This is a genomic window from Pseudomonas sp. yb_9 (assembly GCF_043103635.1).
GTDB lineage: Bacteria > Pseudomonadota > Gammaproteobacteria > Pseudomonadales > Pseudomonadaceae > Aquipseudomonas > Aquipseudomonas monteilii.
Map to the genome: position 1 here is coordinate 100,338 of NZ_JBICKA010000041.1, position 23,876 is coordinate 124,213.

The 23,876-nt window shown below is 63.9% G+C and carries 27 protein-coding genes and 1 riboswitch; of the genes, 22 read left to right on the plus strand and 5 right to left on the minus strand.

What is annotated here, in order from left to right; translation table 11 throughout:
* The first annotated feature begins 7 nt into the window (after nucleotides 1-7).
* From relA to ACF8MI_RS10170, 3 genes are all read left to right on the plus strand, one after another.
* On the plus strand, nucleotides 8-2,248 hold the full coding sequence (relA, locus tag ACF8MI_RS10160) for a GTP diphosphokinase (RefSeq protein WP_200928742.1): 2,241 nt from the start codon (nucleotides 8-10) through the stop codon (nucleotides 2,246-2,248).
* 64 nt (nucleotides 2,249-2,312) lie between these two features.
* Entirely contained in the window at nucleotides 2,313-3,146 is an 834-nt protein-coding gene (gene mazG, locus ACF8MI_RS10165) for a nucleoside triphosphate pyrophosphohydrolase (RefSeq protein ID WP_060501859.1), read from the plus strand.
* Nucleotides 3,147-3,172: 26 nt separating this feature from the next.
* On the plus strand, nucleotides 3,173-3,712 hold the full coding sequence (locus ACF8MI_RS10170) for a DUF2058 domain-containing protein (protein WP_060501857.1): 540 nt from the start codon (nucleotides 3,173-3,175) through the stop codon (nucleotides 3,710-3,712).
* Nucleotides 3,713-3,758: 46 nt separating this feature from the next.
* Here ACF8MI_RS10170 and ACF8MI_RS10175 read toward each other — a convergent pair whose 3' ends face one another.
* The 4 genes from ACF8MI_RS10175 to purM form a co-directional block, all read right to left on the minus strand.
* Nucleotides 3,759-3,941: a hypothetical protein gene (locus tag ACF8MI_RS10175; RefSeq protein ID WP_016715461.1), complete on the minus strand. Its 183-nt coding sequence runs from the start codon at nucleotides 3,939-3,941 to the stop codon at nucleotides 3,759-3,761.
* 183 nt (nucleotides 3,942-4,124) lie between these two features.
* Complete coding sequence (locus ACF8MI_RS10180) at nucleotides 4,125-4,835, minus strand: DUF3108 domain-containing protein (protein ID WP_016715462.1); 711 nt, start codon at nucleotides 4,833-4,835, stop codon at nucleotides 4,125-4,127.
* Between the two features lie 8 nt (nucleotides 4,836-4,843).
* Complete coding sequence (purN, locus tag ACF8MI_RS10185) at nucleotides 4,844-5,497, minus strand: phosphoribosylglycinamide formyltransferase (protein ID WP_060500788.1); 654 nt, start codon at nucleotides 5,495-5,497, stop codon at nucleotides 4,844-4,846.
* Nucleotides 5,497-6,555: a phosphoribosylformylglycinamidine cyclo-ligase gene (gene purM / locus ACF8MI_RS10190; protein ID WP_003252437.1), complete on the minus strand. Its 1,059-nt coding sequence runs from the start codon at nucleotides 6,553-6,555 to the stop codon at nucleotides 5,497-5,499. The genes purN and purM overlap by 1 nt, the downstream gene beginning before the upstream one ends.
* A 321-nt stretch (nucleotides 6,556-6,876) precedes the next feature.
* Here purM and ACF8MI_RS10195 point away from each other — a divergent pair, with 321 nt between their 5' ends.
* The 5 genes from ACF8MI_RS10195 (at nucleotide 6,877) to ACF8MI_RS10215 (ending at nucleotide 11,321) form a co-directional block, all read left to right on the plus strand.
* Nucleotides 6,877-7,935: a DUF2066 domain-containing protein gene (locus tag ACF8MI_RS10195; protein WP_104834113.1), complete on the plus strand. Its 1,059-nt coding sequence runs from the start codon at nucleotides 6,877-6,879 to the stop codon at nucleotides 7,933-7,935.
* A 12-nt stretch (nucleotides 7,936-7,947) separates the two neighbouring features.
* Nucleotides 7,948-9,021: an AI-2E family transporter gene (locus ACF8MI_RS10200; RefSeq protein ID WP_019099297.1), complete on the plus strand. Its 1,074-nt coding sequence runs from the start codon at nucleotides 7,948-7,950 to the stop codon at nucleotides 9,019-9,021.
* A gap of 153 nt (nucleotides 9,022-9,174) precedes the next feature.
* Entirely contained in the window at nucleotides 9,175-9,882 is a 708-nt protein-coding gene (gene hda / locus ACF8MI_RS10205; RefSeq protein WP_003252443.1) for a DnaA regulatory inactivator Hda, read from the plus strand.
* Between the two features lie 127 nt (nucleotides 9,883-10,009).
* Nucleotides 10,010-10,648: a C40 family peptidase gene (locus ACF8MI_RS10210; protein WP_200928741.1), complete on the plus strand. Its 639-nt coding sequence runs from the start codon at nucleotides 10,010-10,012 to the stop codon at nucleotides 10,646-10,648.
* 139 nt (nucleotides 10,649-10,787) lie between these two features.
* A complete protein-coding gene (locus tag ACF8MI_RS10215) occupies nucleotides 10,788-11,321 on the plus strand; it encodes a C40 family peptidase (protein WP_104834115.1) in 534 nt (177 codons plus the stop codon).
* 64 nt (nucleotides 11,322-11,385) lie between these two features.
* On the opposite strand, the gene ACF8MI_RS10220 is transcribed toward ACF8MI_RS10215, so the two are convergent.
* The gene (locus ACF8MI_RS10220; protein WP_060500781.1) at nucleotides 11,386-11,964 is read right to left on the minus strand and encodes a hypothetical protein; all 579 of its coding nucleotides are present in this window, start codon (nucleotides 11,962-11,964) and stop codon (nucleotides 11,386-11,388) included.
* 168 nt (nucleotides 11,965-12,132) lie between these two features.
* Nucleotides 12,133-12,353: riboswitch (cobalamin riboswitch) on the plus strand.
* Between the two features lie 119 nt (nucleotides 12,354-12,472).
* Between ACF8MI_RS10220 and cobO the strand changes: the two genes are divergently transcribed.
* From cobO to ACF8MI_RS10290, 14 genes are all read left to right on the plus strand, one after another.
* Nucleotides 12,473-13,084 carry a cob(I)yrinic acid a,c-diamide adenosyltransferase gene (gene cobO, locus ACF8MI_RS10225; protein WP_016715469.1) on the plus strand — a complete coding sequence of 204 codons (612 nt, stop codon included), beginning with the start codon at nucleotides 12,473-12,475 and terminating at the stop codon, nucleotides 13,082-13,084.
* On the plus strand, nucleotides 13,081-14,376 hold the full coding sequence (locus ACF8MI_RS10230) for a cobyrinate a,c-diamide synthase (protein ID WP_104834116.1): 1,296 nt from the start codon (nucleotides 13,081-13,083) through the stop codon (nucleotides 14,374-14,376). The genes cobO and ACF8MI_RS10230 overlap by 4 nt, the downstream gene beginning before the upstream one ends.
* Nucleotides 14,373-15,023 carry a 5,6-dimethylbenzimidazole synthase gene (gene bluB, locus ACF8MI_RS10235; RefSeq protein ID WP_060500777.1) on the plus strand — a complete coding sequence of 217 codons (651 nt, stop codon included), beginning with the start codon at nucleotides 14,373-14,375 and terminating at the stop codon, nucleotides 15,021-15,023. Before ACF8MI_RS10230 ends, bluB begins: the two co-directional genes overlap by 4 nt.
* Nucleotides 15,020-15,928 carry an adenosylcobinamide-phosphate synthase CbiB gene (gene cbiB, locus ACF8MI_RS10240; protein ID WP_016715472.1) on the plus strand — a complete coding sequence of 303 codons (909 nt, stop codon included), beginning with the start codon at nucleotides 15,020-15,022 and terminating at the stop codon, nucleotides 15,926-15,928. Before bluB ends, cbiB begins: the two co-directional genes overlap by 4 nt.
* Entirely contained in the window at nucleotides 15,921-16,913 is a 993-nt protein-coding gene (cobD, locus tag ACF8MI_RS10245) for a threonine-phosphate decarboxylase CobD (protein WP_104834117.1), read from the plus strand. The genes cbiB and cobD overlap by 8 nt, the downstream gene beginning before the upstream one ends.
* Nucleotides 16,910-18,364: a cobyric acid synthase gene (locus tag ACF8MI_RS10250; protein WP_060500774.1), complete on the plus strand. Its 1,455-nt coding sequence runs from the start codon at nucleotides 16,910-16,912 to the stop codon at nucleotides 18,362-18,364. Before cobD ends, ACF8MI_RS10250 begins: the two co-directional genes overlap by 4 nt.
* Nucleotide 18,365: 1 nt before the next feature.
* The gene (cobU, locus tag ACF8MI_RS10255; RefSeq protein WP_060500772.1) at nucleotides 18,366-18,887 is read left to right on the plus strand and encodes a bifunctional adenosylcobinamide kinase/adenosylcobinamide-phosphate guanylyltransferase; all 522 of its coding nucleotides are present in this window, start codon (nucleotides 18,366-18,368) and stop codon (nucleotides 18,885-18,887) included.
* Complete coding sequence (gene cobT, locus ACF8MI_RS10260) at nucleotides 18,884-19,939, plus strand: nicotinate-nucleotide--dimethylbenzimidazole phosphoribosyltransferase (protein WP_200928740.1); 1,056 nt, start codon at nucleotides 18,884-18,886, stop codon at nucleotides 19,937-19,939. Before cobU ends, cobT begins: the two co-directional genes overlap by 4 nt.
* Entirely contained in the window at nucleotides 19,936-20,502 is a 567-nt protein-coding gene (locus ACF8MI_RS10265) for a histidine phosphatase family protein (RefSeq protein WP_060500769.1), read from the plus strand. The genes cobT and ACF8MI_RS10265 overlap by 4 nt, the downstream gene beginning before the upstream one ends.
* A 1-nt stretch (nucleotide 20,503) precedes the next feature.
* Nucleotides 20,504-21,238, plus strand: a complete 735-nt coding sequence (locus tag ACF8MI_RS10270; RefSeq protein ID WP_060500768.1) for an adenosylcobinamide-GDP ribazoletransferase — start codon at nucleotides 20,504-20,506, stop codon at nucleotides 21,236-21,238.
* A gap of 71 nt (nucleotides 21,239-21,309) precedes the next feature.
* Nucleotides 21,310-21,714, plus strand: coding sequence for a MarR family winged helix-turn-helix transcriptional regulator (locus tag ACF8MI_RS10275; RefSeq protein WP_060500766.1), 405 nt, complete (start codon nucleotides 21,310-21,312; stop codon nucleotides 21,712-21,714).
* Between the two features lie 64 nt (nucleotides 21,715-21,778).
* Nucleotides 21,779-22,981: an MFS transporter gene (locus ACF8MI_RS10280; RefSeq protein ID WP_392517479.1), complete on the plus strand. Its 1,203-nt coding sequence runs from the start codon at nucleotides 21,779-21,781 to the stop codon at nucleotides 22,979-22,981.
* Nucleotides 22,978-23,100, plus strand: a complete 123-nt coding sequence (locus ACF8MI_RS10285; protein ID WP_256219344.1) for a hypothetical protein — start codon at nucleotides 22,978-22,980, stop codon at nucleotides 23,098-23,100. Before ACF8MI_RS10280 ends, ACF8MI_RS10285 begins: the two co-directional genes overlap by 4 nt.
* A gap of 46 nt (nucleotides 23,101-23,146) precedes the next feature.
* Nucleotides 23,147-23,698 carry a glutathione peroxidase gene (locus ACF8MI_RS10290; RefSeq protein ID WP_019099289.1) on the plus strand — a complete coding sequence of 184 codons (552 nt, stop codon included), beginning with the start codon at nucleotides 23,147-23,149 and terminating at the stop codon, nucleotides 23,696-23,698.
* The last annotated feature ends 178 nt before the right edge of the window (nucleotides 23,699-23,876 follow it).

Consider the following 23,876-nt stretch of genomic DNA (forward strand, 5'->3'; position numbering starts at 1 on the left):
AACAAAGATGGTACAGGTGAGAGTGCACCAGCCGGTCAACACCGACGGCAGTATCAATCTCGAAGCATGGTTGGACCATGTGGTAAGCGTCGATTTGGCACTGGATCGCGCAGCGCTGAAAGAGGCCTGCGAGTTTGCCCATGAAGTCGAGAAAAAGGGCAACCCGGCCAAGCATTCCTGGGCGGACGGTACGTCCAGCTTCCAGGCGGGGCTGGAGATCGCCGAAATCCTCGCCGACCTCAAGCTCGACCAGGACTCCCTGGTGGCAGCGGTCATCTACCGCTCGGTGCGCGAAGGCAAGGTCACCCTGGCTGAAGTCAGCCAACGTTTTGGCCCGGTGGTGTCGAAGCTGATCGACGGCGTGCTGCGCATGGCTGCCATCAGTGCCAGCCTCAGCCCTCGGCAGTCGCTGGTGCTGGGCTCGCAGGCGCAGGTCGAGAACCTGCGCAAGATGCTCGTGGCCATGGTCGACGACGTGCGCGTGGCCCTGATCAAGCTGGCTGAGCGCACCTGCGCGATCCGTGCGGTCAAGGCTGCTGACGACGAGAAACGCCTGCGTGTCGCGCGCGAGGTGTTCGACATCTATGCGCCGCTGGCGCACCGCCTGGGTATCGGCCACATCAAGTGGGAGCTGGAAGACCTGTCTTTCCGCTACCTCGAACCCGACCAGTACAAGCAGATCGCCAAACTGCTGCACGAGCGCCGGCTGGACCGTGAGCGCTTCATCAGTGACGTGATGAACCAGTTGCAGAACGAGCTGCTGGCCACGGGCGTGAAGGCCGATATCAGCGGTCGGGCGAAACACATCTATTCGATCTGGCGCAAGATGCAGCGCAAAGGCCTGGAATTCAGTCAGATCTACGACGTACGTGCGGTGCGCGTGCTGGTGCCGGAAATCCGCGACTGCTACACCGCGCTGGGCATTGTGCACACGCTGTGGCGGCACATCCCCAAAGAGTTCGACGACTACATCGCCAACCCCAAGGAGAACGGCTATCGCTCGCTGCACACGGCGGTGATCGGCCCCGAGGGCAAGGTGCTGGAAGTGCAGATCCGTACCCACGGCATGCACGAAGAAGCCGAGCTCGGTGTATGCGCCCACTGGCGCTACAAGGGCACCGACGTCAAGCCAAGCTCCAACCACTACGAAGAGAAGATCTCCTGGCTGCGCCAGGTGCTGGAGTGGCACGAAGAGCTGGGCGACATCGGTGGCCTGGCCGAGCAGCTGCGCGTCGACATCGAACCGGACCGGGTTTACGTGTTCACCCCGGACGGCCATGCCATCGACCTGCCCAAGGGTGCCACGCCACTGGACTTCGCCTACCGCGTGCACACCGAAATCGGCCACAACTGCCGTGGCGCCAAGATCAACGGCCGTATCGTGCCGCTGAACTACAGCCTGCAGACCGGCGAGCAGGTCGAGATCATCACCAGCAAGCACGGTAACCCCAGCCGCGACTGGTTGAACTCCAACCTGGGCTATGTCACCACCTCGCGGGCGCGGGCCAAGATCGTTCACTGGTTCAAGCTGCAGGCGCGCGACCAGAACGTCGCCGCTGGCAAGACTTTGCTCGAACGTGAACTCAGCCGCCTGGGCCTGCCGCAGGTCGACTTCGAGCGCCTGGCCGAGAAAACCAACGTCAAGACCGCCGAGGACATGTTCGCCTCGCTGGGGGCGGGTGACCTGCGCCTGGCCCATCTGGTCAATGCTGCCCAGCAGTTGCTGGAACCCGAGCGTATCGAGCAAATCGAGCTGGTGCCGCGCAAGCCTACCGGCCCGCGTACTGGCAAGCGTGGCGATATCCAGATCCAGGGGGTCGGCAACCTGCTGACGCAGATGGCCGGCTGCTGCCAGCCGCTGCCGGGCGATGCCATTGTCGGATACATCACCCAGGGCCGTGGCGTGAGCATCCACCGCCAGGACTGTGCCTCGGTGCTGCAGCTGGCGGGCAAGGAGCCGGAGCGCATGATCCAGGTAAGCTGGGGGCCGATCCCGGTGCAGACCTACCCGGTCGATATCGTCATTCGTGCCTACGACCGCCCGGGCCTGCTGCGCGATGTTTCGCAGGTGCTGCTGAACGAGAAAATCAACGTGCTGGCGGTGAACACCCGCTCGAACAAGGAAGACAACACCGCGCTGATGTCGCTGACCATCGAGATCCCGGGCCTGGACGCGCTGGGGCGCCTGCTGGGGCGCATCTCGCAGTTGCCGAACATCATCGAGACGCGGCGTAATCGTACCCCTTGATAACCTGCATTGGGGCCGCTGTGCGGCCCATCGCCGGCAAGCCCCCGCCGAGGAGTTGCTGACAATGACCTACACCCTCGAAGACCTGCTGCACCTCATGGCCCGCCTGCGCGACCCGCAGTACGGCTGCCCATGGGACCTCAAGCAGAACTACGCGAGCATCGTCCCGCACACCCTCGAAGAGGCCTACGAAGTCGCCGACACCATCGAGCGCGGTGATTTCGAGCACCTGCAAGGTGAGCTGGGCGACTTGCTGTTCCAGGTGGTCTACTACAGCCAGCTGGCCCGGGAGGAGGGGCGTTTCGAGTTTGATGGCGTGGTCGACAGCATCACCCGCAAGCTGATTCGTCGCCACCCGCATGTATTCCCTACCGGCGAGCTTTATGCGCCGCTGGATACCCCCAGCCTGAGCGAGGCCCAGGTCAAGTCCCGTTGGGAGGAGATCAAGGCCGAGGAGCGGGCCGAGAAAAGCACGCCCGAGCAACTGTCGCTGCTCGATGACGTGCCGTCAGCCTTGCCGGCCCTGTCCCGGGCAGCCAAACTGCAAAAGCGCGCGGCCACGGTCGGTTTCGACTGGCCGTCGGCATTGCCGGTGCTGGACAAGGTGCGCGAAGAACTGGACGAGGTGTTGCAGGCCATGGCCGACGGCGATGCCGATGCCCTCGAAGATGAAGTGGGCGACCTGCTGTTCGCCACCGTCAACTTGGCCCGCCACCTCAAGCATGACCCGGAAAACGCCCTGCGCCGCGCCAACCGCAAGTTCGAGCGACGTTTCCGTTTTATCGAACAGGCATTGCGCGACAGTGGTCGCCCCATTGAAGATTGTAACCTTGACGAACTGGATGCCCTTTGGGGTGAGGCCAAGCGTCAGGAAAAGAACCTGCCCAGCTGCGGCTGAGCTGTTGCATAAGTGAGTGAACATTCATGAGCCTTTCCCTTCGCGACCAATTGCTCAAAGCCGGTCTGGTCAACCAGAAACAGGTCTCGCAGACCAACAAAGCTGAAAAGAAACAGAAGCGCATGGAGCACAAAGGCCAGGTCGAAGTCGACGACAGCCAGCAGCGCATGGCCAAGGAAGCCATGGCCGAAAAGGTCAAGCGTGACCAGGAGCTGAATCGTCAGCAGCAGGAAAAGGCCGAGCAGAAGGCCCGTGCCGCCCAGATCAAGCAATTGATCGAAGCCACGCGCCTGCCCAAGCTGAGCACCGAGGATTACTACAACTTCGTCGATGACAAGAAGGTCAAGCGCATTGCCGTCAATGCCTTGATGCGTACCAAGCTGAGTAACGGCGCGTTGGCCGTGGTGTCGCATGCTGGTGGCTACGAGGTTATCCCTCGCGAAGCGGCGATGAAGATCCAGGAGCGCGACCCTGGCCGTATCCTGCTGCTCAATACCCATGTCGAGGAAGCGGACGAAGACGACCCGTACGCCGCCTACAAGATCCCTGATGATCTGATGTGGTAAACACGAAAAACCCCGCCTTGGCGGGGTTTTTTATTTGAAGGCTGGGTCATTGCGTGGTGCGCTGGTTTTCCAGGTCTTCCAGCTCTACGCGGTACTGGTGCGCTTCGTGTTCATTGTGGAACATCCCCACCAGTTGACCTTGTTGGTGCACATCCCAGATCCGCATGCCGGCGGCCAGGCTTTCGTGGGACATTTTCGATTCGTCGCGTTCGGTTACTTGGACAGTCATCGGTAAACTCCACTTCTTCAGTTGGCTGCGACAGTGTGTCGCACACCCTCTTTATAGAGTTTGTTAGCAGGCTAAGTAAATAAAACGGGCATGAAACAAGTTTCATGAAGGCCTGTGCCTTTGCACAAGGGCATAAAAAGCCCCGCACTGGGCGGGGCTTCGGTTACTGCTTGCAGTGCTGGATCAATTGCCTTTCACCGGCTTGCCATCGACCGTGCCATCTTGCAGCACGATCACGTACTCCTTACCATCGGTCTCTACCTGGCGCAGTTGCACCAGCAGGTAGTCCCAGTTCTTGGCGAACCACAGCTCGGTGATGCGCTTGCTCTGGCTTGGATCGCGCACGCGCTCGACCTTCACCGCATCGACCTGGCCGGTCTTGGTGGTGACTTTTTCGGTGCCGAGCACGCGGAAGTCGTAGGTGTCGATCTCGTCACCATCAACCACCTGGTAGGTCATGCTCTTCTTGCCGGCGGCCACGTCATGCTGCAGGGCCAACTGGTAGGACGACTTGTCCAGCACGCCACGGTTCAGCGGCAGGCTGACGGCATCGCCACGGTCGCTGCCGGTGACTTTCTTGCCAGTCCAGTCGAAGTTCAGGTCGACCTTCTTGGCCTTGCCCAGGCCGCCGCGCTCGAAGTGGTACTTCTGCGGCAGCAGGGTGTCGTTTTCCATGCGCAGGGTGCTTTGCTCGGTCAGGCTGGCGATCATCATGGAGGCCTTGAAGTTAAGGTCCCAGGTACCATTGGCATTCTTGACCAGGCTGCGCTCGGCGGTGCCGCTCATGGGCAGCTGCTTCCAGTCAGCGGTGTAGCTGGCCGAGAAAGGCTTCAGATCAGCTGCCTGGAGGGGCAGGGCGAGCACGGCGAGAGCCAAAAGCAGGGCGCGACGCATAAATTCTCCTAGGATCGAATCAAGTGACCGCTGGCCGCCAGGGGCTGGCCATCCAGTAATGCACCCTGTTCGCCAAGACGCAAGCGCCCTTCAGCGAACCAGTGCACCGCCAGCGGGTAGATCAGGTGTTCCTGACGGTGTACCCGTTGGGCCAGGCTTTCGACAGTGTCGTCAGACGCCACCGGTACCACAGCCTGTACGACCAGTGGGCCGCCATCGAGTTCCTCAGTCACGAAGTGTACGCTGCAGCCGTGCTCGGCGTCGCCTGCCTCCAGTGCCCGCCGGTGGGTATGCAGGCCCTTGTACTTGGGCAGCAGCGACGGGTGGATGTTGAGCAGGCGGCCCTGGTAGTGGCGCACGAAGTCGCCACTGAGGATGCGCATGAAGCCGGCCAGCACCACCAGGTCTGGCGCAAAACCGTCGATGCGCGCAACCAGCGCGGCATCGAAGGCTTCACGGCCGTCGAACTGGGTGTGGTCGAGCACCACGCTGTCGATACCGGCCGCCGCGGCACGTTGCAGGCCGTAGGCATCGGCGCGGTTGGAAACCACCGCGCGGATGCGCACCGGGCTGTCCTGGCCTTGGCAGCTGTCGATCAGGGCTTGCAGGTTGCTGCCGGAACCCGACAGCAGTACCACTACATTGCAGGTCTTGCTCGGCATCAGTGTGCCTTGAGGTTCTGCAGCTCGACCTGGGCGGCGCCTTCGGCGGCTTCGGCGATGTGGCCGATGACCCACGGCTGCTCACCGGCGGCGCGCAGTTCGTTCAGGGCAGCTTCAACCTGGTCCTGGGCCACGCAGATGACCATGCCCACGCCGCAGTTCAGGACACGGTGCATTTCGTGCTCGTCGACGTTGCCTTTTTCCTGCAGGAAGTCGAACACCGCCGGACGCTGCCAGCTGGCCACGTCAACCACGGCCTGGGCGTTTTTCGGCAGTACGCGCGGGATGTTGTCCAGCAGGCCGCCACCGGTGATGTGGGCCATGGCCTTGACGGCGCCGGTGTTCTTGATCAGTTGCAGCAGCGGCTTGACGTAGATGCGGGTCGGCGCCATCAGCAGGTCGGTCAGCGGCTTGCCGTCCAGCTGGGTGTTCTCGATGTCGGTAGCGGACACTTCGAGGATTTTGCGGATCAGCGAGTAGCCGTTGGAGTGCGGGCCCGAGGACGGCAGGGCGATCAGCGCGTCACCAGTGGCAACCTTGGAGCCGTCGATGATTTCGGCTTTTTCCACCACGCCGACGCAGAAGCCGGCCAGGTCGTAGTCTTCACCTTCGTACATGCCAGGCATTTCGGCGGTTTCACCACCGACCAGCGAGCAGCCGGCCAGTTCGCAACCGGCGCCAATGCCGGTGACCACGGTGGCGGCCACGTCAACGTTCAGCTTGCCGGTGGCGTAGTAGTCGAGGAAGAACAGCGGCTCGGCACCGCATACCACCAGGTCGTTCACACACATGGCGACCAGGTCCTGGCCGATGCTGTCGTGCTTGTTCAGGTTCAGCGCCAGGCGCAGCTTGGTGCCGACGCCGTCGGTGCCGGAGACCAGCACCGGCTGCTTGTAGCCGGCCGGGATCTCGCAGAGGGCGCCGAAGCCGCCCAGGCCACCCATGACTTCAGGGCGTGCGGTGCGTTTTGCCACGCCCTTGATGCGTTCGACCAGTGCTTCGCCGGCGTCGATGTCTACACCGGCGTCCTTGTAGCTCAGGGAGGGTTGCTTGCTCATTGATCCAGGCCTTTAGGAGGGAGGGATTCTTAAAAACGACCATGGCGGCCAAGGCCGGCGGGTAAGCGGCGGCTGCCTGAAACGTCAGTGGTCTGTGAAGGCGCGCGATTTTATCAGGGTTGCCGGGCAGCGGCCATCCTCAGGCCGACGGGCAGGGCGGTAAATTGTTGAAAAAGGGCTGAGGGTGGTTGATGCGGTTGCTTGTGTATAAGCTGCAAGTAGCGAGCTTCAAGCTGCAAGATAGTGCGGCTTCGCGCTCGGCCTGCTTTTTCTTGCGGCTTGAAGCTTGGTGCTTGAAGCTCGACTGGACAGGAATCCTCCATGCGTTTGTTCAATATTCTGGCGGTCGGCGGCCTTGCCCTGATATCGGTTGCAGCCCAGGCTGAAAATGTCGCCGGCCTGTATCAGGTGCGCGAGCCAATGGCCGGGCAGGGCGCCGAAGCCCGTACTGCCGCCACTGCCAAAGCCCTCGACACCTTGGTGCTACGTCTGACTGGCGACCCCAAGGCAGCGCAAAGCCCGGCACTTGCTGAGTTGCGCAAGGACCCGCAGCAAATCATCAACCAGGTTGGCAGCGAGGCCGGCCCGCCCGAGTCGGTGGTGGTCGAGTTCGACCCCGGTAGCACCGAGCGGGCCTTGCGCAAGGCCGGCCTGGCGCTGTGGGGCAGCAATCGGCCTTCGATTCTCGGCTGGTGGCTGAACGACAGTGCCGAGGGCAGCAGCCTGGTCGGTGACGGCCAGGCCAGCGCCCAGCCCCTGCGCCGTGCCGCCCAGCACCGTGGCCTGCCGTTGCGCTTGCCGCTGGCCGACTTGCAGGAGCAACTGGTAGCCAATGCCAAGCAGATCGAAGCCAGCGACCCGGCACCTTTGCGTGAGGCCGCCGAGCGCTATGGCGCCGATGCCTTGCTGGCGGTGCATGCGCAGGAAGCCGACGGCAAATGGCAGGGCAAGTGGCAGCTGTGGCTGGGCGACCAGCGTGAGCAAGGTACGGCCGAAGGGGGCGACCCGGCTGCCCTGGCTGACGCGGTCATGTTGGCGGTCAGCAGTCGCCTGGCGCCGCGTTATGTCACCCGTCCGGGTGCCAGCAGCCAGATGCAGGTACAAGTGCAGGGGATGAACCTGCAGCGCTATGCCGAGCTTGCCCGTGTGCTCGAACCCTATGGCCCACGCCTGCAAATGGCTGAAGGCACCACCCTGACCTATGGCGTGACCGGCAACCGCGAACAGTTGCGTGCCCAACTCGGCCTGGCCAAGTTGCAGGAGCTGCCCGCTGAGCAGGTGCCGGTAGCGCCCGCCACGCCAGCACCGGCAGCCGGTGAGCAACCTACGCCGGCCCAACCTGCACCCAAGCCGTTCGACGGCCTGCGTTTTCGCTGGTAAGGGGAGCATACCGTGACCGACGTTCGTCGCTGGATCTGGCTGGGCGCTGCCCTGCTCGTCGCTGTGCTGCTTTATAGCTTGCACAACATTCTTACCCCGTTTCTGGTTGGCATCCTGCTGGCCTACCTGGCCGACCCGTTGGTTGACCGCCTGGAGCGTCTGGGGCTGTCGCGCACCTGGGGTGTGGTGGTGGTGTTCGGCCTGTTCACCCTACTGTTGCTGGCCCTGCTGCTGGTGCTGGTGCCGATGCTTGCCAAGCAGCTGGTGCGCTTGTACGAGCTGGCGCCACAGATGCTCGACTGGCTTGAGCATGTTGCGTTGCCTTGGGTGCAGAGCCGCTTGGGCCTGGCTGATGGCTTCTGGAAGTTCGACAAGATCAAGGCTGCCATCGCTGGCCACATGGGCCAGACCACCGACATCGTCGGCATGCTGCTGTCGCATGCCACGGCTTCGAGCCTGGCGCTGATGGCGTGGCTGGCTAACATGGTACTGATTCCGGTGGTGGGCTTTTACTTGCTGCGTGACTGGGACCTGATGATGGCCAAGCTGCGCAGCCTGCTGCCACGTCAGCGTGAGCCGCAGGTGGTCGGGTTGGCGGGCGAATGCCACGAAGTGCTCGGGGCGTTCGTGCGTGGGCAACTGATGGTGATGCTGGCCTTGGGCGTCATTTATTCGGCTGGGCTGATGCTGGTCGGGCTGGAACTGGGCCTGCTCATCGGTATGCTCGCAGGGTTGGCCGCCATCGTGCCCTATATGGGCTTCATCATAGGTATCGGTGCGGCCTTGGTGGCGGGGCTGTTCCAGTTTGGGGGCGACCTGTATCCGATGCTGGGCATCGTCGCGGTATTCATGGTCGGGCAGGCGCTCGAAGGCATGGTGTTGACGCCGCTGCTGGTAGGGGACCGAATCGGCCTGCACCCGGTAGCGGTGATCTTTGCCATCCTGGCCGGTGGCGAACTGTTCGGCTTTACCGGGGTGCTGCTGGCGCTGCCGGTGGCGGCCGTGATCATGGTGCTGCTGCGGCATGTGCATGACATGTACAAGGAATCGGACATGTATGCCGGGGATATCGACCCGCAGTTGTGATGTTGGGGCTGCGATGCAGCCCCCACTTGGCGCAACTTGTTGATTTTGCTTGTGCTATCTGTTGCCGTGATTGTGCGGCCCGCCTTGCGGGTATAGACTTTGCAACATTGTTCACCAAAGGCCCCCCTGCGGTCCTGCTGACCGCCCGCGAGCATGAAACCACCGATCCAGTTGCCCCTGGGTGTGCGCCTGCGCGATGACGCCACCTTCATCAACTACTATCCGGGCGCCAATGCTGCGGCATTGGGCTACGTCGAGCGGCTATGCGAAGCCGACGCCGGCTGGACCGAGAGCCTTATCTACCTGTGGGGCAAGCAGGGTGTTGGCCGTAGCCACCTGCTGCAGGCTGCCACCCACCGCTTCCAGCAACGCGGCGAACCTGCTGTCTATCTGCCATTGGCGCAACTGCTCGATCGCGGCGTAGAACTGCTTGACTACCTGGCCCAGTACGAACTGGTATGCATCGACGACTTGCACGTGATTGCCGGCAAGGCGGACTGGGAAGAGGCCATGTTCCACTTGTTCAACCGCCTGCGTGACAGTGGCCGGCGCTTGCTGCTGGCCGCCTCGGCATCCCCGCGCGAATTGCCAATCAAGTTGCCGGACCTGAAATCGCGGCTGACCCTGGCCCTGGTGTTCCAGATGCGTGGTTTGTCTGACGAAGACAAGCTGCGAGCCCTGCAACTGCGTGCTTCGCGCCGTGGCCTGCACCTCACCGACGAAGTCGGCCACTTCATTCTCACCCGCGGTGCGCGCAGCATGAGCGCGCTGTTCGACCTGCTGGAACGCCTCGACCAGGCCTCGCTGCAGGCACAACGCAAGCTCACCATTCCGTTCCTCAAGGAAACCCTCGGCTGGTAACCCCCTGAAAACGCTGGGCCAGAGCGGCAAAACAAAAAAGTCACATCTTTTTCGATAAAATTTGCAAATGGCCATGATAGAGGGCATAGTTTCACCCTTCTAAAGGATTACAGACACGGTCGTGCCCATGCTAAAGCGCTTCGCACCCCTCGTGCCACTCGCACTCGTGACCCTGCTTTTTGGCTGCGCGGCCCAAGGCCCGGCTTCTCAGCCTCAGGATCACACACCGGTCGCCGCACAATCGGTGATCAAGGCTAAAGCTTCGTCCTCGTCGGTGTTCGGCGAACCGGAAGAACTGGCCACTGAAGATGACCTGAAGGCCTTCTCCAGCAGCAAGCCTTACCAGCTGCCAGTGCTGGCGGACAGTATTCTCGAGCGTGGCATGTCGTTGATCGGCACTCGCTACCGCTTCGGTGGTACCTCGGAACAGTCCGGTTTCGACTGCAGCGGTTTCATCGGCTATCTGTTCCGCGAAGAGGCGGGCATGACCCTGCCACGCTCGACGCGCGAAATGATCAACGTCGATGCACCGAAAGTGGCCCGCAACAAGCTCAAGCCGGGTGATCTGCTGTTCTTCAGCACCAACGGTCGCGGCCGCGTCAGCCATGCCGGCATCTACCTGGGTGACAACCAGTTCATCCACTCCAGCAGCCGCCGCAGCGGTGGCGTGCGCATCGACAGCCTCGGTGACCGCTACTGGAGCAAGACCTTCATCGAAGCCAAGCGTGCCTTGGCCATGGCGCCGACCAACATCGCGCGCAACTGATGGCAAAATGCTGTACCCTGCCACGGCGGCGATGCTTTGAAAAAAGCTCGCCGCCGTGCGTATTTACAGAAAGCGTCTAATCTAAACTCTCAACTCTTTTTGGCTGCGGCGCAGCAATCTCAGACAGGATGTTCTGGCCATGGTAAAGATGGCGCGCTTCGCATTTCTCTCCCTGGCAGCCTTGCTGGCTGCTTGCTCTAGCCGTGCCCCTGCGCCGGCCCCTGTGGTTCAACCGCAGGTCACGTATAGCCAGCCCAGCCCTTCGCCGATTGCCGATGACGTGTTGATCCGAGCCATCGGCCTGGTGGGTACGCCCTACCGTTGGGGTGGCAATACGCCGGACTCCGGCTTCGACTGCAGTGGCCTGATCAAGTACGTCTACCGTGATGCTGCCGGCATCAGCCTGCCGCGTTCGACGCGGGAGATGATCGTCATGCGCGCACCTACGGTGGATGCCCAGTCGCTGCAGTCCGGTGATCTGGTGTTCTTTGCTACCAGTGGTGGCTCGCAGGTCAGTCATGCCGGCATTTATGTCGGCGAAGGGCGCTTCGTGCATGCACCTTCGACGGGGGGGACCGTGCGCCTTGACTACCTCTCCAACAGTTATTGGGCCAAGGCCTACCTGCAAGCCAAGCGCGTGATTCCACAAGGGCACCTGGCACAGAACCCCTGATCCGCTCCTACAGGGAGCCGCGATCAGGTTGAGGCCGGTACGGGCCTGATGCCAGCCCCTGCCGTCACGCTTGCTTGAGCAGCAGTGCCACCCCCGGGAAATACTGCCCCAGCTCGTTGTGCAAGTTGCGGTAGGCATAGGGGAAGTACCAGGCGATGGCGCAGGCGGTGTGTTTCTGCAGGTCGTCGACTAGGTCTTGCAGCTCCTCGGGGCTGGCATGCTGGCCTGCCTTCCAAGGGCTGATGAACAGCGCCCCGGCCTTCAACTGGCTGGGGTAGGCCACCTGGTGGGCGAGGGCAGCGGTTTGCTGCAGGGCGGCCGCCATGTCCAGCCGGGCGATTTTGGGCCAGCGCTGGCTGACACTGAGGTATAGCGTGTCGTCGGCGCTGCTGATCGACAGGTCGCAGCGCCCTTCGCATTCGCCTTCGTCGCGTTGCTTCTTGCCGGCAAACTGTTGCAGCGCCGCCAATTCGGCCTGCCACGCTGCCGCCGCCAGTAGCCCTGTGTTGGCCGCGGCACCCTGCCAATACGGGGCTTCGGCATCACCGGCAAACTGGTTGAAGCGGTCGATGCAGTCGACCCAGCGCTCCAGCACCGGGCCGAGGAACTCCAGGCGTGAGTTGTTGATGATCTGGCCTCGCATGCTGCGCTCTCCTGTTGTGGTTGTGGTCGCGTTCAGCTGAAGGTGATGGCCAAGTGATATTGCTGTGTTCAGTGTGGCACACGCTGGCGAATTGGTCATTGTGGCGGACAATGCCTGTTTGGCGGGTATGGCGCCTGCTTCGATTGACGCTCTGGGTACAACCCTCTAACCTTCGCGCGTGTTTCAGGTGCCCTGCCAGCCCCGACTGGGCAGGGTGAAACTGGGAAGCCGGTGGGCGCCAGCATGGCGCGATTCCGGCGCTGCCCCCGCAACGGTAGGTGAGTAGAAGGCCGCGCAGGGCCACTGGATGCCAGCATCCGGGAAGGCGCGCAGGCTGGGCCGAGGCCCGCTCACAAGCCCGGAGACCGGCCTGTTACTGCCAACGGCATCACGGAGGGTGATGCGCGGTGCACCGTGGCGCCCTGCCATGGCCTCTGCGCGTACTCCGTTTGCCTGCTTATTAACTGTCACCGTGCGTAGCCACGGTGCCAGCCAGCGGAGAACCCTGATGAGCGAATCCACCGAACGTGACGAACGCCACCTGGCGCGCATGCAGCGCAAGAAGGCGGTCATCGACGAACGTATCGCCAATTCCCCCAACGAATGCGGCCTGTTGCTGGTGCTGACTGGCAATGGCAAGGGCAAGAGCAGCTCGGCCTTCGGCATGCTCGCGCGCGCGCTGGGCCATGGCATGCAGTGCGGTGTTGTGCAGTTCATCAAGGGCCGCAATAGCACTGGGGAGGAGTTGTTTTTCCGCCGCTTTCCTGAGCAGGTGCGTTACCACGTGATGGGCGAGGGCTTCACCTGGGAAACCCAGGACCGCCAGCGTGACATCGCCGCCGCCGAAGCCGCCTGGGCGGTGTCGCGCCAGCTGCTGCAAGACCCTGATGTGCAGTTTGTGGTGCTGGATGAGCTGAACATCGCCCTCAAGCACGGTTACCTCGACCTGGACCAGGTGCTTTCAGACATCCAGGCCCGCCCGCCGATGCAGCATGTGATCGTCACGGGCCGTGCGGCCAAGCCTGAAATGATCGAACTGGCCGATACCGTGACCGAGATGGGTATGCTCAAACACGCCTTCCAGGCCGGCATTCGCGCACAGAAGGGCGTCGAACTGTGAGTCAATCGCGCCATTGCCCCGCCGTGTTGATCGCGGCACCCGCCTCTGGCCAGGGCAAGACTACCGTCACCGCCGCGCTGGCCCGCTTGCACCGTAACCTCGGGCGCAAGGTGCGCGTATTCAAGTGTGGCCCGGATTTTCTTGACCCGATGATCCTGGAGCGCGCCAGTGGCGGGCCGGTGTACCAGCTGGACCTGTGGATGATCGGTGCCGAAGAAAGCCGTCGCCTGCTGTGGGACGCCGCAGGCGAGGCAGACCTGATCCTGATCGAAGGGGTGATGGGGCTGTTTGATGGCACCCCGTCCAGCGCCGACCTGGCGCGCCACTTCGGCGTGCCGGTGCTGGCGGTGATCGACGGCACGGCCATGGCCCAGACGTTCGGCGCATTGGCCCTGGGCCTGGCGCGCTACCAGGCCGACTTGCCGTTTGCCGGGGTGTTGGCCAACCGGGTGGGCAGCTTGCGCCATGCGCAACTGCTGGAAGGCAGCCTGACCGAGGGCTTGCGTTGGTACGGCGGCTTGTCGCGCGAGCGCGGCATCGAGTTGCCCAGCCGCCATCTCGGGCTGGTTCAGGCCAGCGAGCTGAACGACCTGGATGCCCGCCTGGATGCAGCCGCCGAGGCGCTTGGCGCCAGCTGCGACGCAGCCTTGCCACCACCGGTGAGCTTTGCCGAGCCCGAAACACAAGCGTGTGCTGCTTCGCTGGCAGGGGTGCGCATCGGCGTGGCACGCGACGAAGCGTTTGCCTTCACCTACGGGGCCAACCTCGACCTGCTGCGCAACCTCGGGGCGCAGCTGGAATTCTTCTCGCCGCTGCACGACCGCAAACTGCCGTCGGTGGATAGCCTGTACCTGCCGGGCGGCTACCCCGAGCTGCATCACCATGCCCTGGCCGCCAATGCGCCGATGTGCGAGGCAATCCGCGCCCATCATGCTCAGGGCAAACCCTTGCTGGCCGAGTGCGGCGGCATGCTGTACCTGCTCGATGCCTTGACCGACGTGGCCGGCGAGCGTGCCGAACTGCTGGGCCTGCTGCGGGGTGAGGCGACCATGCAGAAGCGCCTGGCGGCCCTGGCGCTGCAGGCGGTAGAGCTGCCGGAGGGCACCTTGCGTGGCCATACCTACCATCACTCGCTGACCAGCACCGAGCTGGAACCGATCGCCCGTGGCCTTAGCCCTAATGGCGGGCGTGGCAACGAAGCGGTGTATCGCTTGGGCCGGTTGACGGCCTCATACGTGCATTTCTACTTTCCCTCCAACCCGGATGCGGCGGCGGCGCTGTTGCGGCCATGAGCGAACATGCCTTCAGCGAGGTCGAGCGCGCCGCGATCTACCGGGCCATTGGCGAGCGTCGCGACATGCGCCATTTTGCCGGTGGCCAGGTGGCGCCAGAGCTGCTTGCCCGTTTGCTGGCCGCCGCGCATCAGGCGCCCAGTGTCGGGCTGATGCAGCCGTGGCGTTTTATCCGCATTACCCGGCGTGACCTGCGCGGGCGCATCCAGGCGTTGGTGGAGGCGGAGCGGGTACGCACCGCCGAGGCATTGGGCGAGCGCTCCGATGCCTTCATGAAGCTGAAGGTTGAAGGCATCAACGACTGCGCCGAGCTGCTGGTCGCGGCCTTGATGGATAACCGGGAACCGCACATTTTCGGCCGCCGCACGCTGCCGGAAATGGACCTGGCCTCGCTGGCCTGTGCCATCCAGAACCTGTGGCTGGCTGCGCGTGGCGAAGGGCTGGGCATGGGCTGGGTGTCGCTGTTCGAGCCGCAGGCTTTGGCCGCTTTGCTGGGCATGCCGGCGGGCGCCAAACCGGTGGCGGTGCTGTGCCTGGGGCCGGTCACCGAGTTTTACCCGGTGCCGATGCTGGTGCAGGAAAACTGGGCCGAAGCGCGGCCCTTGAGCGAAATGCTTTACGAGAACCAATGGGGAGAGCGTCAATGAGCGTGGCCTTGCTGACCGTGGCCGGGGTAGCCCTGGACGCTTTGCTGGGCGAGCCGCAGCGGCGCCACCCGTTGGTGGCTTTTGGCAACATGGCCAGTAACCTTGAGCGCCGCCTGAATGCAGGCGGGCGCGGCTGGCGCAGCCATGGCGTGAGCGCGTGGTTTCTGGCGGTGGTGCCGCTGACCCTGGTGGCGCTGGTCCTGTCGTGGCTGCCCTACATCGGCTGGCTGGTGGATGTGCTGGCGCTGTACTGCGCCGTGGGGCTGCGAAGCTTGGGCGAGCATGTGCTGCCGGTGGCCAACGCGTTGCGCCAAGGCAACCTGGAAGAGGCACGTCGGCGCGTCGGCTACCTGGTCAGCCGCGAAACCCGCGAACTGGACGAGCCGGCAGTGGCCCGGGCGGCCACCGAGTCGGTGCTGGAGAACGGCAGCGATGCGGTGTTCGCCGCGCTGTTCTGGTTTGTGGTGGCTGGCGCGCCGGGTGTGGTGCTGTATCGCCTGAGCAACACGCTGGATGCCATGTGGGGCTACCGTAACGAGCGCTTCGAACGTTTCGGCTGGTGCGCGGCGCGTATCGACGACGTGCTCAACTACCTTCCCGCAAGGCTGGTGGCGCTGACGTATGCGCTGCTGGGCAAGACCCGCCTGGCCTTGGCCTGCTGGCGCAAGCAGGGCCCTCTGTGGGACAGCCCTAACGCCGGCCCGGTGATGGCTGCAGGTGCCGGTGCACTGGGCGTGGAGCTCGGTGGCCCGGCGGTGTACCACGGCGAGCTTCATGAGCGGCCGCGCCTGGGCGAGGGGCCAGTGGCCGATGCCGACGCCATCGAGCGCGGTTGGGCCCTGGTGCAGCGGGGTGTGTGGTTGTGGCTGCTGTTGATCTGCCTGGGGGCTTACATCAATGCTTGAACACGGTGGCCGCCTGCTGCGCGCAGTGCAGCAGTACGGCATTCCTCGCGAGCAATGGCTCGACCTGTCCAGCGGCATCGCGCCCTGGCCATTCCCGATCCCGCCGATTCCTGCAGATGCGTGGGCGCGTCTACCGGAGGTCGAGGACGGCCTGGAAGACGCTGCACGCGCGTACTACGGTGCCAGCCAGCTGCTGCCGGTAGCGGGCTCTCAGGCTGCGATCCAGGCGTTGCCGCTGCTGCGCGCCGCAGGCCGGACAGGGGTGCTGACGCCATGTTATGCCGAACACCCGTACGCTTGGCAGCGGGCGGGGCATCAGTTGGTCGAGCTGGACGAGGCACAGGTTGACGCAGCGCTCGATAGCCTTGACGTGCTGGTGCTGGTCAACCCCAACAATCCGACCGGTCGGCGGGTGCCGCGTGAGACGCTGTTGGCTTGGCATGCGCGCCTGGCTGCGCGCGGTGGCTGGTTGCTGGTCGATGAGGCGTTCATGGACAACACCCCGGCAGACAGCGTGGTGGGCTGCGCGGGTCGCAAGGGCCTGATCGTGCTGCGTTCATTCGGCAAGTTCTTCGGTTTGGCCGGGGTGCGGCTGGGCTTCGTCGCCGCTGAGCGCAGCCTGCTGTTGCGTTTGGCCGAGTTGCTAGGCCCTTGGACCGTCAACGGCCCGACCCGGGTGCTGGCCCAGGCAAGCCTGGCAGACGAAGCTGCGCAGCGCATGCAGACTGAACGTTGCGCCGCTGCCAGCCAGCGCCTTGCCACCTTGTTGGCGAGCACTGGCCTGGCGCCAAGCGGCGGTTGTGACCTGTTCCAGTACGTGCGCAGCGAGCGTGCCGCGCCGTTGCATGACTTTCTCGCCCGTCGCGGCATCCTGGTGCGCCTGTTCGACCATCCCCCGGCCGTGCGCCTGGGGCTGCCCGAGTGTGCGGCCGACGAACAGCGCCTGGCCCAGGCGCTGGCCGACTATCAAAAGGAATCGGCATGACCACCCTCATGGTGCAAGGCACCACCTCCGACGCTGGCAAGAGCACGCTGGTGACCGCACTGTGCCGCTGGTTGTTGCGCCAGGGCGTCGCTGTGGTGCCGTTCAAACCGCAGAACATGGCGTTGAACAGCGCGGTAACCGCCGACGGCGGTGAAATCGGCCGGGCCCAGGCGGTGCAGGCCCAGGCGTGCCGGCTGGCGCCGCATACCGACATGAACCCGGTACTGCTCAAGCCCAACAGCGACACCGGTGCCCAGGTGATCATTCATGGCCGTGCGGTCACTAGCATGAATGCGGTGGCCTACCACGACTACAAGGCCATCGCCATGCAGGCGGTGCTGGCTTCGCACCAGCGGCTGAGTGCCGCCTGGCCGGTGGTCATGGTCGAAGGCGCCGGGTCACCGGCAGAGATCAACCTGCGGGCCGGCGACATCGCCAACATGGGCTTTGCCGAGGCCGTCGATTGCCCGGTGATCCTGGTCGCCGACATCAACCGCGGCGGCGTGTTCGCGCACCTTGTCGGCACGCTGGAATTGCTTTCGCCCAGTGAGCAGGCGCGGGTCCAGGGCTTTGTCATCAACCGCTTCCGTGGCGACATCGCCCTGTTGCAGCCGGGGCTGGACTGGCTGGAGCAACGCACCGGCAAGCCGGTGCTGGGCGTGTTGCCTTACGTCACCGATTTGCACCTGGAAGCCGAAGACGGCATCGATGTGCGCCAGGGCGCCAAAAGCGAGCGTGTGCTCAAGGTGATCGTGCCGGTATTGCCGCGCATCAGTAACCACACCGACTTCGACCCGCTGCGCCTGCACCCGCAGGTGGACCTGCAGTTCATCGGCCCGGGCCAGCCGATTCCGCCTGCCGACCTGATCATCCTGCCGGGCTCCAAGAGCGTGCGTGGCGACCTGGCGCAACTGCGCGAGCGCGGTTGGGACAAAGCGATCGAGCGGCACCTGCGCTACGGCGGCAAGCTGATCGGCATTTGTGGCGGCCTGCAGATGCTGGGCCGTGAAGTACATGACCCGCTAGGCCTCGAGGGCCCTGCCGGGTCGAGCCCGGGGCTTGGCCTGCTGGATTACACCACGGTGCTTGAGGCCGAGAAGCAGTTGCGCAACGTTGCCGGGGTGCTGAACTTTGAAGCGGCGCCGGTTGCCGGTTATGAGATTCATGCAGGCGTCACCACCGGCCCTGCGCTGGAACAGCCAGCCGTGCAACTGGCTGATGGTCGTTGTGATGGCGCGGTGAGCGATGATGGGCAGATCCTTGCCACCTACCTGCACGGCCTGTTCGAGGGCAGCCACTCGTGCGCCGCGCTGCTGCGCTGGGCCGGCCTGGAAGATGCCCAGACCATCGATTACGAAGCCCTGCGCGAGCGCGACATCGAGCGCCTGGCCGACCTGGTGGAAAAACACCTGGACACCGCGCGCTTGCGCCAGTTCTGTGGGGTGGCCTGACATGCGCAGCTTGATCCTCGGGGGCGCCCGCTCCGGCAAGAGCCGCCTCGCCGAACAGTTGGCCAGTGCCAGTGGCCTGCCAGTGACCTACATTGCCACCAGCCAGCCGCTGGACGGTGAAATGAACGAACGTGTGTTACTGCACCGCCAGCGCCGCCCGGACGACTGGGGGCTGATCGAAGAACCGCTGGCCCTGGCTGCTGTGCTGCGCGCCGAAGCGGCCGAAGGCCGTTGCCTGCTGGTGGACTGCCTGACCCTGTGGTTGACCAACCTGCTGATGCTTGAAGATGACCAGCGCCTGGCCAAGGAGCGAGATGCCTTGTTGGCCTGCCTTGAGCAGTTGCCTGGCACCCTGATTCTGGTCAGTAACGAAACCGGCCTGGGCGTCGTGCCCATGGGCGAGCTGACCCGGCGTTATGTCGACCTGGCCGGCTGGCTTCACCAGGCCGTGGCCGAACGTTGTCAGCGTGTGGTGCTGACCGTGGCCGGCCTGCCCTTAATGCTTAAAGGACCTGCACTATGACACAAGCCTGGTGGCGTGATGCCTGCCAACCTCTCGACAACGCCGCCATGGACCAGGCCCGCGCCCGTCAGCGGCAGTTGACCAAGCCTGCCGGTTCGCTTGGCCAGCTTGAGGGGCTGGCCATTCAGCTGGCCGGGCTGCAAGGGCGTGAAAGGCCGGTGCTGGATCAGGCCGCCATCACCGTTTTTGCCGGTGACCACGGTGTGGTCGAGGAGGGTATTTCAGCTTACCCGCAGGCGGTGACCGGGCAGATGCTGCGCAACTTCGTAGGGGGTGGTGCAGCGATCAGCGTGCTGGCGCGCGAGCTGCAGGCCAGTCTCGAAGTGGTCGACCTGGGCACCATCGACCCTGATCTGGCGTTGCCGGGCGTGCACCACTTGCGCCTTGGGGCCGGTACGGCCAACTTCGCCCGGCAGCCGGCAATGACCGAAGGCCAACTGCAAGCTGCGTTGCAGGCGGGCCGCGACAGCGCGCTGCGTGCGGCCGAACGGGGTGCGCAGCTGTTCATCGGTGGCGAGATGGGAATAGGCAACACCACGGCCGCCGCCGCCTTGGCCAGCGTGCTGCTGGGCTGCCCGCCTGCTGAACTGAGTGGCCCGGGCACGGGCCTGGACAGCGCGGGTGTGCGGCACAAGGCCGAAGTCATTGAGCACGCCCTGCGCTTGCACAAGTTGCAGGCTGCGGACCCGTTGCAAGCCTTGGGTTGCGTCGGTGGCTTTGAGATCGCTGCGTTGGCGGGCGCCTACATCGGTTGTGCGCAGGCGGGGATCGCCGTACTGGTGGACGGCTTCATTTGTAGCGTTGCCGCGCTGGCGGCGGTGCACCTTAATCCGCAGTGCCGCGCGTGGTTGCTGTTCGCTCACCAAGGCGCGGAACCCGGGCACAAGGCGTTGCTCGAGGCATTGCAGGCCGAACCGCTGCTGGCGCTGGGCCTTCGTTTGGGCGAGGGCAGTGGTGCTGCGCTGGCCGTGCCGCTGCTGCGCCTCGCCTGCGCGCTGCACGGGCAGATGGCGACGTTCGCCGAAGCTGCGGTGGCGGACCGCTCGGCATGATCCTCGACTTGTTGCGCCATGGCGAAACCGAACAGGGTGGCCTGCGCGGCAGCCTTGACGATGCGTTGACTGACAAGGGCTGGGCGCAGATGCGTGGTGCCGTGGCCGGGGCGGAGTCTTGGGAGGTGCTGGTCAGCTCGCCGCTGCAGCGCTGCGCCCGCTTTGCCGATGAACTGGGGGCGCAGTTGAATCTGCCGGTGCAACGAGAACCCGGCCTTCAGGAGCTGCATTTTGGCGACTGGGAGGGCCGAAGCGCCGCGCAGATCATGGAAGACCAGGCGGATGCTCTGGGGCGGTTCTGGGAGAACCCTTACGCCTTTACGCCGCCCAATGGCGAGCCAGTCGAGGCGTTTGCCGAGCGTGTGCTGGCTGCTGTCGAGCGGCTGAGCCGTCAGTATGCTGGCAAGCGTGTGCTGCTGGTCACCCATGGTGGTGTGATGCGGCTATTGCTGGCCCGAGCCCGTGGCTTGCCGAGGGCGCAGCTGCTGCAGGTTGAAGTGGGGCATGGTGCGCTGGTGCGGCTGGTACCGGGTGTCGATGGCCAGTGGGTCGAGGCGTGCTGAGATGTTGCCATTCTGGATTGCCTTGCAGTTTCTCAGCAGCCTGCCCGTAAGCCTGCCAGGCATGCCGGCGCAACGGGAAATGGGGCGTTCTCTGCTGTTCTACCCGCTGGTCGGGCTGCTGTTCGGCTTACTGCTGTGGCTGGCCAGCCATCTGCTGCAGGGTACGCCAGCGCCGCTGCATGCGGCTTTGCTGCTGACGGTGTGGGTATTGCTCAGTGGCGCCTTGCACCTGGATGGTCTGGCTGACAGCGCCGACGCCTGGTTGGGCGGTTTCGGCGACCGTGAGCGCACCCTGCAGATCATGAAAGACCCGCGCAGCGGGCCGATTGCCGTGGTCACCCTGGTGTTGGTGCTGCTGCTGAAATTTTGCGCCTTGTGGGTGCTGGTGGAGCAGGGCATCGGAGCGCAATTGCTGCTGGCGCCCTTGATTGGTCGGGCGGCAATGTTGGGTCTGTTCCTGGGTACCCCCTACGTGCGCTCGGGTGGCCTGGGCCAAGCCCTGGCCGATCATCTGCCGCGCCGTGAGGCCTCTTGGGCTTTGCTGGGCAGTGCGGTCATGTGCCTGGTCGCAGGTGGCTGGAGCGTGTGCTGGATACTGTTGCTGGCACTCGCTGTGTTTGCAGGGCTGCGGCAACTGATGTGCCGGCGCCTTGGCGGGACCACCGGGGACACCGCTGGCGCGATGCTGGAGTTGCTTGAGCTTGCTGTGGTGCTGGGTTTGGCCGTGAGGCTCTGAGCGATCGGTTGCTGTCACCTCGAAGGCGAAATTTCTTGCAACACCTATGACGCGGGTATATACACGTATCCATGCTGACCAGTGAATGCATCTGTACCCATCTACGTCGCGCTGCCCGTGGGGTGAGCCGGCATTACGACGAAGCGCTTGCCGGCTTCGGGGTCAATGTCGCCCAGTTTTCCCTGTTACGCCATCTGCAGCGGCTTGACCGCCCCAGCATCACGACCCTGGCCGAAGCGATGGGCCTGGAGCGCAGCACCCTGGGCCGCAACCTGCGGGTGCTTGAGGCCGAGGGGCTGTTGGCCCTGGTGGATGGCGATGACCAACGCAATCGTGTAGTGCTGCTCACCGAAGCGGGTAAGCAGCTATTGTGTGACGCCCATCCCGCCTGGGAGCAGGCTCAAACGGAGCTGGTGGAGCGACTGGGGGCAGGGCAGCGGGATGAGCTGGTGCGTTTGCTGGGCCAACTCGCCTGATTTGATACGACTATAAGCGGGTATATACCCGTAAAAACCTTGCGATGTGCTGGAGATAACGACAATGACTTCGGTGTGGCGAACCAGCGGTTGGGTATTGGCGGGGGCGGCGTTGATCCTGGCGCTTTCCTTGGGTGTGCGCCATGGCTTTGGCCTGTTCCTGGCGCCGATGAGCGCCGACTTTGGCTGGGGGCGTGAGGTGTTCGCCTTTGCCATTGCCTTGCAGAACCTGATCTGGGGGCTGGCGCAACCGTTCGCCGGTGCCTTGGCCGACCGTTTGGGCGCGGCGCGGGTGGTGATCATCGGCGGCATTCTCTACGCCGTTGGCTTGATACTCATGGGTATGGCCGACTCTGCCTGGTCGTTGTCGCTCAGTGCCGGCTTGCTGATAGGCATCAGCCTGTCCGGTACATCGTTCTCGGTCATCCTTGGCGTGGTCGGGCGTGCTGTGCCTGCCGAGAAGCGCAGTATGGCGATGGGGATCGCCAGCGCTGCCGGTTCGTTTGGCCAGTTCGCCATGCTGCCCGGCACCTTGGGCCTGATCCAGTGGTTGGGTTGGTCGGCGGCGTTGCTGGTGTTGGGCCTGATGGTGGCGTTTATCGTGCCCTTCGTCGGCCTGCTGCGCGACCGTCCGCTGGCCAGCCATGGCGCGGAGCAGACACTGGGCCAGGCACTGCGCGAGGCGTGCTCGCATTCCGGCTTCTGGTTGCTGGCGCTGGGCTTTTTCGTCTGCGGCTTCCAGGTGGTGTTCATTGGTGTACACCTGCCGGCCTACCTGGTGGACCAGCACCTGGCTGCGACCACCGGTACCACGGTGCTGGCGTTGGTCGGCCTGTTCAATATCGTGGGTACTTTCACCGCTGGCTGGCTGGGTGGTCGCATGTCCAAGCCGCGCCTGCTGACCGGGCTTTACTTGCTACGTGCGGTGGTGATCCTGCTGTTCCTGTGGGCGCCGGTGAGCGAGTTCAGTGCTTACCTGTTCGGCATCGCCATGGGCCTGCTGTGGCTGTCTACGGTGCCGCTGACCAATGGCACCGTGGCGACGGTGTTCGGGGTGCGCAACCTGTCCATGCTCGGCGGTATCGTCTTCCTGTTCCACCAGCTGGGCGCCTTCCTGGGGGGCTGGTTGGGTGGGGTGGTGTATGACCGCACTGGCAGCTACGACCTGGTCTGGCAGATTTCCATCCTGCTCAGCCTGCTGGCTGCCGCCCTTAACTGGCCGGTGCGCGAGCGTCCGGTTGCCCGCTTGCAGGCCCAGGCCGCATGAACCGCTACCTGGCCCGTGGGCTGCTGGCCCTTGCTGCTTTGGCGCTGTTGGTGCTGGTGTGGTGGGGCTGGCATCAGGGAGGGATGGCGTTGATGCAACTGGGCATGGGTGTTTGTTAGGCGCTACCCTGCAAGCTCAAGGATTGTCTTGTGGGAGTAACGAATCATGCGTGCACATTGGTTGATGGTGCCGGTGCTGGCCCTGCTTGCCAGCACATCGAGCTGGGCTGCCGATTGCCCGGCCGTGTTGCAGGGTAGCCTGCCGGAATTGCGTGGGAAGGGTCAGGTCGACCTGTGCCAGCGCTTTGCGGGCAAGCCGCTGGTGGTGGTCAACACCGCCAGCTATTGCGGTTTTGCGCCGCAGTTCGAGGGGCTTGAGGCGACGTACAAGGAGTATCACGAGCAAGGCCTGGAAATGCTGGGCGTGCCGTCCAATGACTTCAAGCAGGAAGACGCCGACAGCGAGAAGACCGCCAAGGTTTGCTATGCCAACTACGGTGTCACTTTCACCATGACCAAGACGCAGCCGGTACGGGGCAAGGATGCGATACCACTGTTCGCTGAGTTGGCCAGCCAGAGCAGTGCGCCGAAGTGGAATTTCTACAAGTACGTGGTGGACCGTAAGGGTAAGGTGATTGGCAATTTCTCCAGCTTGACCAAACCGGATGACCCGGCGTTCAGGGCTGCTATCGAGAAGGCCATCGCTTCGCAGCAGTGATGCGGTTTGCTGACTGTGCTTGATGCTGAGGGCTGATAGCGAGAAGCGAGAAGCGAAACAGCGCTGGTTCTTGTATTGCGCAAAGTCCATTTGCTTTGGCGCCGCGGACTCACCTTTTCGCCCTTACGGCGAGTCACTTTTTGTCAAACGCGACAAAAAGTAACCAAAAAACTCTGCG

What these genes read in the sequence shown, in the direction of transcription:
- bluB (WP_060500777.1), top strand. Translation starts at nt 14,373, where the DNA reads ATGAGCGAACATGCCTTCAGCGAGGTCGAGCGCGCCGCGATCTACCGG.
- mazG (WP_060501859.1), top strand. Translation starts at nt 2,313, where the DNA reads ATGACCTACACCCTCGAAGACCTGCTGCACCTCATGGCCCGCCTGCGC.
- cobT (WP_200928740.1), top strand. Translation starts at nt 18,884, where the DNA reads ATGACACAAGCCTGGTGGCGTGATGCCTGCCAACCTCTCGACAACGCC.
- cobO (WP_016715469.1), top strand. Translation starts at nt 12,473, where the DNA reads ATGAGCGAATCCACCGAACGTGACGAACGCCACCTGGCGCGCATGCAG.
- ACF8MI_RS10210 (WP_200928741.1), top strand. Translation starts at nt 10,010, where the DNA reads ATGCTAAAGCGCTTCGCACCCCTCGTGCCACTCGCACTCGTGACCCTG.
- ACF8MI_RS10280 (WP_392517479.1), top strand. Translation starts at nt 21,779, where the DNA reads ATGACTTCGGTGTGGCGAACCAGCGGTTGGGTATTGGCGGGGGCGGCG.
- relA (WP_200928742.1), top strand. Translation starts at nt 8, where the DNA reads ATGGTACAGGTGAGAGTGCACCAGCCGGTCAACACCGACGGCAGTATC.
- ACF8MI_RS10270 (WP_060500768.1), top strand. Translation starts at nt 20,504, where the DNA reads ATGTTGCCATTCTGGATTGCCTTGCAGTTTCTCAGCAGCCTGCCCGTA.
- ACF8MI_RS10290 (WP_019099289.1), top strand. Translation starts at nt 23,147, where the DNA reads ATGCGTGCACATTGGTTGATGGTGCCGGTGCTGGCCCTGCTTGCCAGC.
- ACF8MI_RS10220 (WP_060500781.1), bottom strand. Translation starts at nt 11,964, where the DNA reads ATGCGAGGCCAGATCATCAACAACTCACGCCTGGAGTTCCTCGGCCCG.
- ACF8MI_RS10195 (WP_104834113.1), top strand. Translation starts at nt 6,877, where the DNA reads ATGCGTTTGTTCAATATTCTGGCGGTCGGCGGCCTTGCCCTGATATCG.
- ACF8MI_RS10275 (WP_060500766.1), top strand. Translation starts at nt 21,310, where the DNA reads ATGCTGACCAGTGAATGCATCTGTACCCATCTACGTCGCGCTGCCCGT.
- purM (WP_003252437.1), bottom strand. Translation starts at nt 6,555, where the DNA reads ATGAGCAAGCAACCCTCCCTGAGCTACAAGGACGCCGGTGTAGACATC.
- hda (WP_003252443.1), top strand. Translation starts at nt 9,175, where the DNA reads ATGAAACCACCGATCCAGTTGCCCCTGGGTGTGCGCCTGCGCGATGAC.
- cobU (WP_060500772.1), top strand. Translation starts at nt 18,366, where the DNA reads ATGCGCAGCTTGATCCTCGGGGGCGCCCGCTCCGGCAAGAGCCGCCTC.
- cbiB (WP_016715472.1), top strand. Translation starts at nt 15,020, where the DNA reads ATGAGCGTGGCCTTGCTGACCGTGGCCGGGGTAGCCCTGGACGCTTTG.
- ACF8MI_RS10250 (WP_060500774.1), top strand. Translation starts at nt 16,910, where the DNA reads ATGACCACCCTCATGGTGCAAGGCACCACCTCCGACGCTGGCAAGAGC.
- ACF8MI_RS10265 (WP_060500769.1), top strand. Translation starts at nt 19,936, where the DNA reads ATGATCCTCGACTTGTTGCGCCATGGCGAAACCGAACAGGGTGGCCTG.
- cobD (WP_104834117.1), top strand. Translation starts at nt 15,921, where the DNA reads ATGCTTGAACACGGTGGCCGCCTGCTGCGCGCAGTGCAGCAGTACGGC.
- ACF8MI_RS10215 (WP_104834115.1), top strand. Translation starts at nt 10,788, where the DNA reads ATGGTAAAGATGGCGCGCTTCGCATTTCTCTCCCTGGCAGCCTTGCTG.
- ACF8MI_RS10170 (WP_060501857.1), top strand. Translation starts at nt 3,173, where the DNA reads ATGAGCCTTTCCCTTCGCGACCAATTGCTCAAAGCCGGTCTGGTCAAC.
- ACF8MI_RS10285 (WP_256219344.1), top strand. Translation starts at nt 22,978, where the DNA reads ATGAACCGCTACCTGGCCCGTGGGCTGCTGGCCCTTGCTGCTTTGGCG.
- ACF8MI_RS10180 (WP_016715462.1), bottom strand. Translation starts at nt 4,835, where the DNA reads ATGCGTCGCGCCCTGCTTTTGGCTCTCGCCGTGCTCGCCCTGCCCCTC.
- ACF8MI_RS10175 (WP_016715461.1), bottom strand. Translation starts at nt 3,941, where the DNA reads ATGACTGTCCAAGTAACCGAACGCGACGAATCGAAAATGTCCCACGAA.
- purN (WP_060500788.1), bottom strand. Translation starts at nt 5,497, where the DNA reads ATGCCGAGCAAGACCTGCAATGTAGTGGTACTGCTGTCGGGTTCCGGC.